The following is a 14,189-nucleotide window of genomic DNA, read 5'->3' as shown; positions in this document are numbered from 1 at the left end:
TTCACCACAGACGCTAAGGAATCAGGCGTTGTGGATAGGCAGTTCGCACCGATGCCGGGCCCCGACCCGCACGGTTAAAACAGGGTATGGAGATCGGAGGACGTGTTCTGGAGCCGACGGCGGATGAATTCCGGCGCCTGCTGTCCACTGTCGTGGACTACCTCTGTGCGACGGTCGAATCGTTGCCTGATGCCCCCGTTGCCAGGTCGGACGGGATCGCGGAGCTGCTGGCGGACCCGCGCCTGCGGCAGGCTCCGCAGGAGGCCGGCCGGCCACTGGGGGAGCTGCTCGAGGTGATCGATCGGGCGGCGTCGAAGGGATTCAACCCTTCGCACCCCGGCCTGCTCGGGTTCGTTCCGGGTGGCGGCATCGTGACCGCGGGCGTCGCGGATCTCGTGGCAGACGTCCTGAATCGCTACACCGGCCAGGCGACGCCTTCGCCAGGTCTGGTCGCGATGGAGACCGATGTACTGCGCTGGCTCAGTGATCTGTTCGATTTGCCCGAGGAGGCTGCCGGCATCTTGACCACCGGCGCCTCCCTCGCGGTGCTGTCCGCACTCATCACCGCGAGGACCGCGCTGCTGCCGGCCGACTTCCTCGACGGAACCATCTATGTGACCGCCCAGACACACGCACATGTGGCGAAGGCGGCCCGTCTATTGGGGTTCCCCAGCGAGGCCGTCCGGCTGGTCGCGCTCGACGCCGGCCTGCGGATGGATCCAGCCGCACTGCAGGCTTCGATCACCGCGGACCGAGCGGCTGGTCGGCGGCCCTTCTTCGTCGTGGCTAGCGCCGGTACGACGAATACCGGGCGGGTCGATCCGCTCGCAGCTGTCGCGGATATCGCGGCCGATAAGGGAATCTGGCTGCACGTCGACGCGGCGTACGGCGGGTTCTTCCAGCTCACTGAGCGAGGGCGGAAGGCGCTGACCGGCATCGAACGGGCTGACTCGTTGGCCTTGGATGCCCACAAGGGCATGTTTCTGCCGTTCGGCACCGGGTGTCTGCTGGTCCGGGACGGGCGGCTGCTCCGGCAGGCGCACTCGATGGGCGACGCGGACTACCTGCAGGATCTCCGCGGCAGCACGCTGCCGGACTTTGCCGACTACGGTCCGGAACTGACTCGGGACTTCCGCGGCCTGCGGCTCTGGCTGCCGTTGCAGTTGCACGGCGTCGCGGCGTTCCGGGAGATGCTCGACGAGAAGCTGGACCTCGCTCGGTTCGCTCATCGGGAACTCTCGACCGTCCCTGGACTCATCCTGTCCGAGCCGCCCGAACTGTCGACCTTCTGCTTTCGCCTGAGCTCCGAAGACGCCACCGCCGAGCTGTTGCGGCGAGTGAACGACGAAGGCCGGGTGTATCTGTCGAGCACTCGGATCGATGGCCAGTTCGTCATCCGCCTGTGCGTACTGAACTTCCGGACCAGCCTGAGTCAGGTCTCCGACGCTATTGATTCGCTGTGCCGGCACACCGCAGGCCTCGCTGCCGAGATGTGACTCGGCGACGACACGAACCATCGCGGCCCGCATCGTCGTACAGCCGGTGTCTATAGCACCTTTCGGGCAGAGAGGGCAGGCGGACGCCGATGGCTGAAGACCAGGAATTGGCGGTCGTCGAACACCGGGGTGTGCCCCGCGAACTGCCCGGGTCGGCTCGCCGGTAGCCGTTCAGAGCAGTGTGGCCACCGCCGTCTCGATCACTGTTTCGCGAGGGCTGATGACGTCTGGCGCAACGCCAACGCCCTCCCAGTTGGTGCCGGTGACGCTGTCGACGACGTGGGCCTCAGGCAGGTACGCCAGAACCGTCGGCGCGAGCCGGATCGGTGTGATGTGATCGGCGGCGCCAGGCGTGGTCTCGCCTACGACCGTAACCCGGCCCCGCGCCCGCAGGTGATATGCGAGCGCTTCGCCGGATGAGAAGGTGCCCGGGCCCACAAGGACGGCGACCGGCTGCCGCAGACTCATTCCGGACGGGAGGGCGGGTGTCCACCACTGGCGCCGCCGGTCCGGGTAGACGACTTCGGACAGCTGCGTCGGCGTATCGCCGAGCAGCCGGCCAGCGATGTGCGCAACCGTGGCTGGGTCGCCGCCGCCATTGGAGCGCAGGTCGAGGAGGATCCGGGCCGAGCCCCGCGCGAGGGCGAACGCGGCGTCGAGATATGGCTGGGCGAGGCTGACGGCGTCGAGATCATCGATGCTGATGAAGCAGGTGCCGTCCGCCGTCCGCCGCACCTGCGAGATGCACGCGGCCCTGGCCCGGACCACGTCCGGGTCGGGATCGGGCCAGCCCGGCGACACCGTGTCAGGCCGGTTGGTGCCGGTGGGCTCGAAGGTGAGCGCGAGATGGCGGGAGACCGTCCACGCGCACCGTTCGATCGCCACGCAGTCGGCACCGGTGAGAGGAGTATCCACGGCCCCGAACCGTTCGGTGAGCACGGCGATGAGTGCGTCACGGCGGTCGCCGGGAGGCATCAGCCGGTGCAGCCAACCCGTGAGCCGCCCGACGAGATCATGCACCACCAGGGCGTCAGACATGATCGAACCGTAGAGCAGCGGGTCCGCCTTCAGCAGCCTCCATCGAAAGCCCCTCAAACAGCATTTGAGTGGAGCGTTGCGGAGCTGCCGGAACAGATCACCAGAGGACAGCGTGCGATTGGTGCGGTAGAGGATTCAGACGGCCACTTCGTCAGCGTGCGGCTGGAGATCATGGCCGGGAGAAGCCCCAGACTGGAGAGACGACCAGGGGATCGGAGACCAGACCCGCGGCGGACAGGGCAGCTGGCATCACAGCATCGTGGAACGCACGCATCTCCGCCTCGGTGCGCCATACCTCGTAGACGCAGAACCCATCACCGATGGGCGAGGTCAGGGCCATCATCAGTCCTGCGGGTGGTTCGCCCATCGCACCGATCGCCTCCTCGACGCGATCGTTGAAGACGTAGAAGTCGCTCTGTGACGCATGTCGGCACCTAGTCTCGACGAGAACCGCCATGTAGATCTCCCCGCACGAAGAATTGTCTGTCAACGAGCCACTACGGCAAGCAGCCGGGGATCGGTTCATATTCGCCGAGCGCGGACCATTTCTCACGGCGCCGCGGCCGTCCCGCCGGTCACCGACTCGCTGCGGTCGCGCGCCGTCTGAAAACCGTAGGACTGAGATGTTGAGTGTGCCCCGGGTCACCTCTGCTGAGGAGCAGCGCTGATCAGGCAGAGGCGCGTTGTCCGTGGCAAAGACACGGAGGTGGTTGCTGTCGATTGAGTCGGCTGTGCGGCGGCGGTACACGAATCGCGGCTTGAAAGTCTGCGCTATATCAACGAACTCACTCGCTCGGGCCAGTCCCGATCCACGGAGTCGCGTTGCGTCAGACGGAGGACCTGGGGGGGGGTACGGCGATCCACGTGGCCCGCGAATACAAGGCCGACATCCCAGCACCGGCTGCCCGGCGCAGGGCGATCGGCGTACGAAAGAAGGTCCGGAAGCTGTCGGTACAGCAACTGGCAGAGCGCATCAGTTCAGCTTGCTCGTCGGTGGTGGGCGGATGACCGGACCCGCACCTCAGTTGGAGGTCATCAAGGTCGCATTGAACTCGGCCAGCACATCGGGAGTGCGTGGGAAAAGACCTTTGACCTTCCGTCCTGACCGCCGTACGGGCAGTCGGCATGCGGCCCGATTCCGCCCGAGATCGTGCCGCCTGCCTTCTTCTTGCTGAACTGCGAGGTGGGAACGACGATCGGACCGCCTGAATCGCCTCGTGCGCCGGCGCAGCCACCGTCCTTCTGGGTTCCGACCGCCATGTGTTGGAGGTGCCAGCCGTGCTCGTTGTATCCGGACATACCTGTGTACGTCACCTGGATACCGCAGTGATACCCCGTCTTTGCCCCGTCGGTGCAGAAGTAGTTACCGAAGTAGAGCTTGGTCATGCCGATGACCTCGGCACCGTAGGTCGCCTTCGGGTCGCCGATATAGACGCGCGGCTGCATCGAATCCGCGGCTCTCAGAATCATGCTGTCCCGCTTGGTGCTCGTCTGAGCTTGGAAGCCGATCACGTCCGGGCCGTCGCCGGCCAAGGCCGGGTCGTGGTAGTTGCCACAGTGAGCCGCCGTCAGCATTCCACCCCAGCCGTCGTAGGTGCGAACCGGGAACCCTGCTGTACACCCCTTGTTCCCGATTGTGATGCGTGCACCGCCCCAGTACGGTGCAATGTCGTTCGACCGGTCGTACATCGATTCCAGGGGGCCATCGGCCGTGACAGTGAATGGAGCTTTTGTGGCGACCGGCCGGAGCACACCCGTGGTGGCAGTGTCCTTCGCCACTTATCAGAGCCAAACCCGTCCCGTCACCTTCTGGAGCACCACCCAGGACTCGGCCTGAGTCGATCCAGCGGGAGAGCTCGGCTTGCAGTTCCGCTTCGGAGAACGGCGCAGGTAGAACGCGAATTGGCACCATGGAACGGGCATCGCTGACAGCTGCCGCGATCGAGTCCGGCAGGTCGCCCTTCCAGTACAGGCGTACTTCGTGCTGCTGAGGATCGGCCATCAACCCGGCGTACCCCGGTTCCTGTTCCGCGGCAGCGCTGAAGGTGTCAGCGGCAGCATTCAAGCGCTCCTGCTCTGTCCATAGTGCCTTCCAGTCCGAGAAACTCGCAGGCGGAGCCTCGTCCGGTTCGGGCTCGATGATCCCGCCGGGTTTGCTCTTGTCCGGTGGCGCTTCGAGATACCCGAGCCCCTGCGCAGATTGGGTGCCGGCCAACAGCATGGAACTCAGAGCAATGGCCAATGAAACGATCCGTACACGCCGAGTGATCCTCGATGTCATGGCAGCTACCTCCGCGGCAGTTCAAAGTCGCGCGGCCCATCCGGCCTGCACACGGTCAGGATCGTCCACCATGCGCTTGCTGGACCGTAATCCATCCCCGCCATCACACGATTGCCTGCGAATGCATGGTCAGCTTCCTTTGTTTGCAAGCTCGGATGCATGGAGTTGCCAGCTACTGACGCCCTCGATCCCTTGGAGGCGTTCCGGTCAGCTGGTGAGTTGTGTGGTCTCGATCGGGACGCGGTGGGTGAAGTGTTCGCCGGTGGGCTGTTGGAAGACGGTGAAGAAGGTGTGGACGATGCCGTCGGAGTGGGGCAGGAATGTTGGTTGGACCCAGGGGGAGGTGCAGACCAGGGTGCTTGAGGGCTCGGAGACGGTGGGGCCGCACTTCTTGTCGCCGTAATTGGGGTAGGCGATCAGGGTGTCGAAGCGACTCAACCAGATGCGCTGATCGCTTGTGTTGATCACCGTCGAGACGGATCGGCGGAGGGGCCCTTGTCGCTCCAGGCAGGTCGTGACGACGATGCCTGGCGCCTGTACGGAATGGTCGATGCGGCACAGGGGAGCGGCGTCTGCGGTTGGCGCGCTCAGAAGTGCGCCAAAGGCCAGCAGGGCAGTGAGCATAGTCGGCTCCGTTCAGTTGCTAGGTGGCAGAACCGCCGTACGGCGGTGGCACAGCGCCTTGCTTGAGTACGTCGAGCTGGCCCGATCTGGATCCGCGGATTCCCAGCGGTCGGCTGATCATTTGCGGCAGCAGAATGGCGGACTTCCCTCCTGTGCGGCGCGCAGTGCGCGATGACACTCCAGACGTGGTGCGTTCGGCACCGAGAATGGAGAGATCGGACGATGCAGTGGAAACGCCTCACCGCGGTTGTGGCTGCGGTCTTGTTGGCTGCAGGGGCCTGCAGCAGCCCGTCGTCGGGCAATAACGGGGGCACCCGGCCCACCGCGGATTTGGGTGGTCCGCAGCAGAAGGCGACCGACCCGACCGCGAAGGGCCCGGCTCCTGAGCTCCCTGACGCGAAGAAGGGCGGCATCGTCACAGTGCTGTCCGATGTCACGCCCGATACCTTCGACCCGACTGACACCTACTTCACCGACGGGACCGCGATCGAGAAGCTGATCTACCGCTCACTCACGCAGTACAAGCTCGTCGACGGCAAGCCGGTCCTCGTGCCCGACCTCGCGGCGGACCTGGGGACGGAGTCGGCCGATGGGCTGACCTGGACGTTCAAGCTCAAACAGGGCATCAAGTATCACGACGGCAGCCCGGTCAAGGCCGAGGACTTCGCCTACGCGATCAAGCGGTCGTTCGCGCACGACCTCTACGGCTCTGGTCCGACGTACCAGCTCCAGTATTTCAAGGACGCCGACAAGTACAAGGGACCGTACGTGGCCGGGGGTGACAACTACCCCGGTGTCGAGACACCCGACGACTCGACGCTGGTCATTCATCTGGCCAAGAAGTTCGACTCCCTTCCGTACTACGCGGCGTTCCCGTTGTTCACGCCGATCCCGAAGGCCAAGGACACCAAGAAGAACTACGACCACAAGCCGATGTCCACCGGGCCCTACCAGGTCGAGTCCTACACCGCCGGCAGTGAGCTCAAACTGACCCGGAACCCGAATTGGGACCCGAACACGGACCCGGTGCGGTACCAGTACCCGGACGGTTTCACCTTCAAGTTCGCCCAGGACACGCTCAAGGTACAGCGCCAGATCCTCGCGTCGGCCGGTCCCGATGCCAGCGCTCTGACCTATTCCGACCTCGATGTCAGCCTGCTGAACGAGGTCAAGGACCGCTCGCAATTGGTCGAGGGTCCCGCGCCGTGCGTGAATACCTACACGATGGACACTCGCAGAATCCCGATCGAGGTTCGTCGGCTGATCGCCAAGGCCTACCCGTACGACAGTTGGCGTAAGGTCGCCGGGCTCAGTCCGGACAGTGCGGTTCCGGCCTCGACGGTTCTGCCGCCGGCCGTCCCTGGGTTCGAGAAGTACGAACTGCCCGGCCTGAACGGCACCGGTCAGGGCGCCAAGGATCCCGCGATCGCTGCGGAGGTCAAGGCCGGGCTGGAGAAGCTCGGGAAGAGCGGCTTCGAACTCAGCTGGTATTTCTCGAACGACGACAAGATCGCTGCACAGGTCAACCAGCTACGCACGGAGGTCTTCGAGAGCGCCGGCTTCAAGGTCCGGTCCATCGGTGTTCCGAAGGCTCAGATCCGTACCCTGACCGGTGAGCAGGACGGTCCCGTCAACATCGGTAAGGCGCCGGCGGGCTGGTGTTCCGACTGGCCGTCCGGGACCAGTTGGTTCCCGGTGCTTTTCAAGTCCGATGCGATCGCGCTCGGCAACAGCCTCGGTCAGCTTCAGGACAAGGCTTTGGACGCCGAGATCGACCGAGTCGCCGACATGTCGCCGGACGACCAGCTGAAGGAGTGGTCGAAGATCGACAAGCTGATCCTGGAGAAGTATCTGCCGGCGTTGCCGCTGTACTACTCGCGGAACGTCTCGCCGGTCGGCACGAACATCGGTCACGCCGTGGTGGATCCGACAGTCGGTGTTCTGGAGTTCACCTCGCTGTTCCTCGAGCAGCCCTGATCCGTTGGTCATGGTTCTCGCGTATCGAGGCCATGACCATCGGGACGAATCGAAGCGCCGAGCCTCCGGACGATCAGTTGATGGACCTGCTGACGTCCGGCTGGCTCGGCGTACGTTCGGTTGCCGTGGCCGGCAACGCCCGGGCTGGTAAGACGTTCCTCACCGATACCGTCGTACGGCGGGCTGTGGATCGTGGCTGGTCGGTTGCAGTGGCAACAGCTGTGAGACACGAACGGACAGTGCCTTTCGCTGCCGTCGCGGGAGCTCTGGTGCAGATCCTCGGAGCGCAGGCGTCACGGCTCATCGATACACCGACGCCGTCGGACGAATCGGCTCGGGCCGCTTGGCGGCAAAGCTTGTACGACGTACTGCGGTCCGAGCTCGATGGACAAGCGGGCCCACTTCTCATAGTCATCGACGATCTCCAGTGCGCCGATCCAGAGTCACAGGGCTTCCTTCGAAGCCTGCTTCAGTGGCCGCTGAGACGCCAAGTCCTGGTTGTGGTTGCCTACCGCCCGGGTGAGATGACCGGCGCCGAACTCCGCGCGACCGTACACACTCTCAGGCGAGCGCACCAATGGCCGTTGCCATCGGCCGTGGCAGGCCTACGGGCTCCTCTCACACAGCGGGAATGGCAGATCGCCGAATTGGTTGCCGACGGCTACACCAATCGGCGGATCGCCGAGATGCTCCTGCTGAGCGGCCGCACGGTCGAACGCCACCTGAGCCGGATCTTCACCAAGCTCGACATCACCACACGCGTCACCCTTGCCGCACTCGTCGTCCAGGCGAACAGGCGCTGGCCGCTCCCGGCCGACAGTCCGGGAGCGGCCGTGAGCGCGATCCGTTCCGCCGGTAAGAACACGGCGATCCGGTAGCCCAACCGCACTCCTCATCAGTACGGACCTCGTGCACGCCTCGGTTCACATCGGTTGCGCGGAACGGGATTTCAACATTTCTACGCATCCGATGCGTATCTCCCATGACAGATTGAAAGGGGGCCGGATGCGGCGACGCGACGATACCGAGTTCACAGAGTTCGCCGTGGCACCTGCACCACGGATGCGTCGTACGGCGTACTTGCTGTGTGGGGACTGGCAGCGAACCGAGGATGCCACGCAAGACGCCTTGGTCAAGGTCTACCGACGATGGAGCCATCTGCACAGGGATGGTCGCCTCGAGGCCTATGCCCATCGTGCCGTCGACGACCGGGCTGTTGTGGTCCAGGCCCTGAGCACGCTGCCTGCGGGACAACGGTCCTGCATAGTTCTGCGCTACTACGTCGACCTGAGCGTCGAACAGACGGCGGAGGCCCTTGGCACAAGCGCCAGCTCCGTCAGGAGCCAGACCTCCCGCGGACTCGTGCAACTTCGACACCTACTTGCCCTACCTGAAAGGAGCTCAGCATGAGCGACATCGAGAGATTGTTGGCCTCAGCAACTGAAGACGGTTCGCAATCGGACACCCTGGCTATCGAGGAGATTCTGAGCCGCGGCCGCCGGTCGGTGCTTCGCCGGCGCATCTCCGCCGCAACAGGTGTTGCCGTTGGCCTGACCGCGGTCGTGGGGGGTGTGACGGGGGAAGTTGCGGGCATCCAGGTTCCGGGATCTGTGTCCCGAGTGTTGGTCAGCCTCGCTGGCGAGAAGACCCCGCGGGAGGGCTTGATGACCAAGTTCGGTGGCTACTACACCATTGGCTGGCCACAGACTGAGGGGAACGCGTCCTATGTCAATGGCCGCATCCGCGGCTATGACGTCAAGGGCAACCTGGTCTACGACGAGACGACATCATTCCCACGTAGCACCTCGTTGGTCTTTCTCGAGGCCTGGCGGCGCCCCCATGTGGCTGTCCTGAGGCGGCCGGACGAATCGGCGGGTGAGGACTGCGATGAGGATGACGAGGTCCAGGCACAGGACGCATAGAGCGAAGGCGATGCTGATGAGGCGCCAGTCGGTCAGGCCGATGAGCGCGGTCGGTGTGGCTAGGGCAGACAGTGCGTAGGCCGTGACCGGTTCGGTCCAGGGATGGAGGTACGACTTGATGATGGTGGGCACGGCGGCGGTGATGTCGGTGAGGATGCTGAAGCAGATGGCCCAGAGCGGCGAGTTGGTTGTTTGCCACAGTACGAGGCCTGCGCCGGCGGACATTGCACAGACGATGTCGGCTCTAGTGATTTCAACAGCGCTTCCACCGCGGGACAAGCTGATCGCAACGACGAGCGCGGGACCGACGGCGTACGAGCTGCTTAGCCAGCCGGCCGCGGTACGCCCGTCGAAGTGCTGAGCGATCCCGGCGATGAGCGGGGTGATCATCCAGAAGCTCCAGCTGACCAAACTGGGTTTGGCTGTACGCCGGTAGGTCGCCACCGCATAGGTGCTGACGCACGCTAGCCGGAGTACGACCGCGACGATCAGGAGAGTCATTCGAGCTCCTCACATCCGCGTGTGGTCGGCATGACCGCCGGCCCGTGCCGCGATCAAGGGGGGTCGGCCAGCCCTACGGAGAAGTGCTCGCGAACGGTTCCTTGGAATGTGGCTCAGGCGGGATCGAGTCGTCGTAGAACGTCTGTGTCAGGTGGGCAACTGACGCAGAGTGAGGCGGGACGAGCCGCCTCCCATCACGAAGGGGAAGTTGCCGCCGGCCTGGTCGTAATTCAGGTACCGCGCATTCTCCGGCATCTCCAGGGACCGGTTCCTGAAGGTGTAGCCTCCTAAGGCGTCGAGCGGATGCATGACCCAGTGCTGACTTGAGCTCGTGTCCGGGGCTGACGTGCCGGGTGCTCCGTGATACCAGGCGAAGTGACCGTTGTTCTCGGTGTCGAGGTGGTAGAACTCGTCGAAGCCGGCCTTGATCTCCACATTCTCGATGTAGACAACGGGATCGGTGCCCTCGCACAGGGGTTGCCCCAAGTCGTCGATCGCAGGATGGAGCCGCCATCTCTCGTCGCCCGACACGCCGTCCCACTTCGAGCCGCGAGTCACCGAGAACTGGCCCGAGATCTGTCTCTTGAGGAGAGCGGATGCGTCGCTCTCCGGTGTGATCGTATAGAAGATCGCAGTGTCGCCCGGCAGCGGACATCCTGACTGTGCCGTCGCAGCCAGGGAATCCGCTGCCGGCCAAGTCGTAGTCGCGGTGACTCCTATCGCAACGGTGGCTGCCACGAGTGAACGGCGAATCATCTTCCATGTAGACAAGGTCGCTGCCTCCTCGGACTAGTCCTAGGGATAGCTCATGGATCCGAGCATCCCATCGCACTACGCGTCACTGTCGCTGGTCGGTTCGATCCGCCAGGCGAATAGCCAGGTTGACGATCGGGGCACTTATGATTGGGTCGGCGAATTGCCCATGGCAAGGAGGTCGGCCGGACGATGGAGAGAATGCTGCTCGAACGATCGGCCGAGGTCGATCGGCTGGTCCACGCCGTACAGGAGGCGGCGAGTGGCAAAGGCTCGGTCTGTCTGGTTCATGGCGAAGCCGGCATCGGCAAGTCCAGTCTGATCGACGCGGCTCTGGCCCGGATCGGCAGTCAGGTACGGACCTTTCGCGGGCACTGCGACGACCTGTTTGCGCCGGCCGCCATGGGCCCGCTCCGAGAGGCGTTCCGTGGCACCGCATCGTCGCTGAAGGTTGCACTGGACAACAGTGTGATCAGCGACGTGTTGCTCGAACTGCCGTCCGAGCTCGACCAGGAGCTGGTCTCCGTCCTTGTCATCGAGGATCTCCACTGGGCCGACGACGCGACACTCGACGTACTGCGATTCCTCGGCCGGCGCATCGACACGCTGCGGGCAGTACTTGTGCTCAGCTACCGCGACGACACCATCGACGCACGTCATCCACTGCGCCGCCTGCTGTCCGCGGTGACCGCAACCCGGCTACACCGGATCTCCCCGGCCCCGTTGTCTCTTGATGCAGTTGGCGAGATCGCCGAGGGCTCGGGGTGGGAGGCTGCCGAACTTTATGCGCTGACCGCCGGGAATCCGTTCTACATCTGCGAGTTGGTCCCTGAGTCCGGGCGTATCACGGCCAGCGTCACAGACGCGGTACTGGCGCGACTCGTCCCCCTGCAGGCCACCGAAGTGGACGCACTCGAACAGCTGGCGGTTATTCCAGGCCGGGCCGAGATCTCATTTGTGGAGGTCTTGGTGCCGGATCACGACGCGTTGGTGGCGGCAGAGAGCCATGGCTTCGTGGTTACCGGAGGCAGTTCGCTAGGATTCCGGCATGAGATCGTCCGGCGGGCGATCGAGCAGAGTGTCCCGATCACCCGTCGGCGACAGCTGAACAGGGCCGTGCTGCGGCAGCTGGAAACCGATGCCGGAGCGCCCTTGTCCGCCCTCGTTCATCATGCGGTGAGCGCTGGGGACGCGCGGGCGGTGTTGACCTACAGTCCCGGCCTGGCTCGTGCGGCGACGTCCTCCGGGTCACATCGGCAGGCCCTGGCGGCGTACCAGGCAGCACTGCCCTATGCCGGCCAGCTCGCTCCTGCTGAACGGGCGACCTTGTACGAGAGCTGCGCCTCGGAGCTACTCATCGCGGGGCAACTGACCGATGCCGTCGAGCTCGGAGATGAGGCTGTCGATCTCCGCACGCGCGCGGACGAGCCCTCGGCCCTGCTCGGCACGTTACTCAGGCAAGCGCGATTCCTCCAGTTCTTCGGCGACCTCGCCGCTGCCGGCAAGGTGGTCGATCGGGCCGAAGCGGTGGCCTCCTCGCTGGACTCGAAGGCCGCGGCTGCTGTTGCGATCCATCGGGCGATGGTGCTGATCCACGCCGGCCAGGTCGAGGACGGCATCGGTATTCTGCGCCGGGAACGAGCGGGCCTCGATACGTCGCGCAGTGCGGCCGCGGTCAAGGTGAGCCCGTACTACGAGGGCCTGGGCCGGTGTCTGGACGGGGACCTCGGCGGCCTCGACCAGATGCGACAGGGCATCGCGAGTGCCTCACTGGGCGGCGAACACGATGCCATGGTGCGTGGGCAGACCACCTTCGCCGAGGTGCTGTACTTTCTGCAGCGATGGTCCGAGCTCCGCGATTTTCTGGAGACGGCCAGGCGAGTGTCGGTCGATCAGCGCTATTGGTCACGGCTATACACGATCGAGGTGCTGCAGTCATGCCTGGAAGCGCGGGAAGGGCAATGGGAGGTGGCCGAGCAGCGTCTTCGCCGCCTGACCGAGACGTCTGAGGATCCCGCTCTGTTGGCGATCACCTGTTATCCGATCCTCGGACGCATCCTCGCTCGCCGCGGATCAGCAGACGCGGAGCTGATGCTCAAGAGCGCATGGGACCGGCTCGGCGCCTCGCCGCGGCTACTCGTGCTGGTTCACATCGCGACGTCGTACCTGGAGTGGGCCTGGCTGAATGGCCGGACCGACGTGATCGTGACGATCCGCGAGCGGGTTGTACGTGAGATCCCGTCAGCCACCGGCCCGCTGTTCAGCGAGCTTCGCAGGTATCTCGCCCGAACGACAGGTGAGGCAACGACGGGAGTTGAGGCTGATCCGGCCAGCGGCTTCGTACTCGGATTGCAGGGCAACTGGCAGGACGCGGCGCAGTACTGGGACGACCGGTCAGACGACTACGAACGAGCACTCGAGCTCCTTGAGTCCCATGACGAGGCATCGCTGCTCACGGCGCTCGGTCTGTTGGAAGCTCTCGGCGCCGTACCAGCCGCGAACCTGGTCCGGCGCCGCATGCGTGATCTCGGAATGCGGCAGGTGCCGACCCGTGCGACGCTGCGGAACGACAGTACGACGGGCCTCACCCGACGCCAGTCCGAAGTCCTCGACCTGGTGACCGAAGGCCTCACCAACGCCGAGATCGCCGACCGCCTCGTCCTGTCCGTCCGTACGGTCGATCACCATGTCGCCGCCGTACTGGCCAAACTCGGTGCCTCCAACCGCCGCGAAGCCAAAACCATCGCCCGCGCGAATGGAGTCTCGTAGGTCCATCTGCCGTGCTGGGCTTGAGGTTGAGGGATGAGTGGCCGGATGGGTGATTTCGCCCTGCCATCTCCCTCTCCGGCGGATGGATGCGGCGAGCCTGCCAGGGCGCCTGGCACCCGGGGGAGGTGGTCATCACCCACAGTTCCACCCAACATCGCTTCCTGGCGCCGGTGATCCGCTCAGGCCGGATAGTCCGTATCCCAGTCAAACAAACGACTTGAGGAGTCGGCGATGAAGTTCCGACGGGTGGCAACGGTCTTGACGATGCTGGCGACGGCGGCGGCCGCTGCACTGGTGCCGGTTCCTGCCCAGGCTGCGATAGAGCCTGGCTATGCCTTCGTGGTGCGTTCCACCGGGAGTGTGCTGACCGTGGGGCCGGGGTTCACCGCAGCGGTGGACATGATCCAGCGCGCGGATCTCAGCCTGGCAGGTCAGCGGTACGTCTTCATCCATCGAGGCAACGGCTACATCAGCATCCAGGACCGCAATTGGTGGAACGGCTGCGTTGCCGTGGCCTTCCAATCGGCGACGGCCGGGGCCGGGCTCAAGTCGACGGCCTGCAGCCCCGACGACCTGAGCCAGCTGTGGGACCTGGAGGACTATCCGGAGGATCCGACGTACTTCCGTCTGGTCAACGTCAACTCGAACCTCGTCGCCTCCCTGGAGTACCTCTCGATCAACGATGGGGTGAGGTTCGTCCTTCGCCCCCGGACCTCCGGCTCGTGGAGCCAGCTCTTCACCCTTCGCCTCAAAGTCCAAAGCTCAGCGAGGAGTTTCTCTTGATGTCAGCCAGAAGCCCGCTCCTGAGGCGGGCCTTGACGCTTACGG

At 64.7% G+C, this 14,189-nt stretch carries 12 protein-coding genes; 6 read left to right on the top strand and 6 right to left on the bottom strand.

What is annotated here, in order from left to right; genetic code table 11:
• Window positions 1–86: 86 nt before the first annotated feature.
• Complete coding sequence (locus OG474_RS41250; protein WP_405059108.1) at window positions 87–1,496, top strand: pyridoxal phosphate-dependent decarboxylase family protein; 1,410 nt, start codon at window positions 87–89, stop codon at window positions 1,494–1,496.
• A 171-nt stretch (window positions 1,497–1,667) separates the two neighbouring features.
• Here OG474_RS41250 and OG474_RS41245 read toward each other — a convergent pair whose 3' ends face one another.
• From OG474_RS41245 to OG474_RS41230, 4 genes are all read right to left on the bottom strand, one after another.
• Window positions 1,668–2,534: a S41 family peptidase gene (locus OG474_RS41245; RefSeq protein ID WP_405059107.1), complete on the bottom strand. Its 867-nt coding sequence runs from the start codon at window positions 2,532–2,534 to the stop codon at window positions 1,668–1,670.
• Window positions 2,535–2,703: 169 nt separating this feature from the next.
• On the bottom strand, window positions 2,704–2,991 hold the full coding sequence (locus OG474_RS41240) for a hypothetical protein (protein WP_405059106.1): 288 nt from the start codon (window positions 2,989–2,991) through the stop codon (window positions 2,704–2,706).
• 578 nt (window positions 2,992–3,569) lie between these two features.
• Window positions 3,570–4,109, bottom strand: a complete 540-nt coding sequence (locus OG474_RS41235) for a hypothetical protein (RefSeq protein WP_405059105.1) — start codon at window positions 4,107–4,109, stop codon at window positions 3,570–3,572.
• 913 nt (window positions 4,110–5,022) lie between these two features.
• Window positions 5,023–5,439, bottom strand: a complete 417-nt coding sequence (locus tag OG474_RS41230; protein WP_405059104.1) for a hypothetical protein — start codon at window positions 5,437–5,439, stop codon at window positions 5,023–5,025.
• Between the two features lie 222 nt (window positions 5,440–5,661).
• Here OG474_RS41230 and OG474_RS41225 point away from each other — a divergent pair, with 222 nt between their 5' ends.
• The 3 genes from OG474_RS41225 (at window position 5,662) to OG474_RS41215 (ending at window position 8,826) form a co-directional block, all read left to right on the top strand.
• Window positions 5,662–7,416, top strand: a complete 1,755-nt coding sequence (locus tag OG474_RS41225; protein ID WP_405059103.1) for an ABC transporter substrate-binding protein — start codon at window positions 5,662–5,664, stop codon at window positions 7,414–7,416.
• A gap of 80 nt (window positions 7,417–7,496) precedes the next feature.
• Complete coding sequence (locus OG474_RS41220; protein ID WP_405059102.1) at window positions 7,497–8,294, top strand: LuxR C-terminal-related transcriptional regulator; 798 nt, start codon at window positions 7,497–7,499, stop codon at window positions 8,292–8,294.
• 91 nt (window positions 8,295–8,385) lie between these two features.
• The gene (locus OG474_RS41215) at window positions 8,386–8,826 is read left to right on the top strand and encodes a sigma factor-like helix-turn-helix DNA-binding protein (RefSeq protein WP_405059101.1); all 441 of its coding nucleotides are present in this window, start codon (window positions 8,386–8,388) and stop codon (window positions 8,824–8,826) included.
• A 377-nt stretch (window positions 8,827–9,203) separates the two neighbouring features.
• On the opposite strand, the gene OG474_RS41210 is transcribed toward OG474_RS41215, so the two are convergent.
• Both OG474_RS41210 and OG474_RS41205 read right to left on the bottom strand, forming a co-directional pair.
• On the bottom strand, window positions 9,204–9,839 hold the full coding sequence (locus OG474_RS41210; RefSeq protein ID WP_405059100.1) for a hypothetical protein: 636 nt from the start codon (window positions 9,837–9,839) through the stop codon (window positions 9,204–9,206).
• A gap of 147 nt (window positions 9,840–9,986) precedes the next feature.
• On the bottom strand, window positions 9,987–10,577 hold the full coding sequence (locus tag OG474_RS41205) for a hypothetical protein (RefSeq protein ID WP_405059099.1): 591 nt from the start codon (window positions 10,575–10,577) through the stop codon (window positions 9,987–9,989).
• Between the two features lie 207 nt (window positions 10,578–10,784).
• Between OG474_RS41205 and OG474_RS41200 the strand changes: the two genes are divergently transcribed.
• Complete coding sequence (locus OG474_RS41200; RefSeq protein ID WP_405059098.1) at window positions 10,785–13,361, top strand: ATP-binding protein; 2,577 nt, start codon at window positions 10,785–10,787, stop codon at window positions 13,359–13,361.
• 231 nt (window positions 13,362–13,592) lie between these two features.
• The gene (locus tag OG474_RS41195) at window positions 13,593–14,144 is read left to right on the top strand and encodes an RICIN domain-containing protein (RefSeq protein ID WP_405059097.1); all 552 of its coding nucleotides are present in this window, start codon (window positions 13,593–13,595) and stop codon (window positions 14,142–14,144) included.
• The last annotated feature ends 45 nt before the right edge of the window (window positions 14,145–14,189 follow it).

This window comes from Kribbella sp. NBC_01505, assembly GCF_045040285.1.
GTDB lineage: Bacteria > Actinomycetota > Actinomycetes > Propionibacteriales > Kribbellaceae > Kribbella.
The sequence above is the reverse complement of the archived record's forward strand: the minus strand, read 5'-3'. Positions and strand labels throughout refer to the sequence as shown.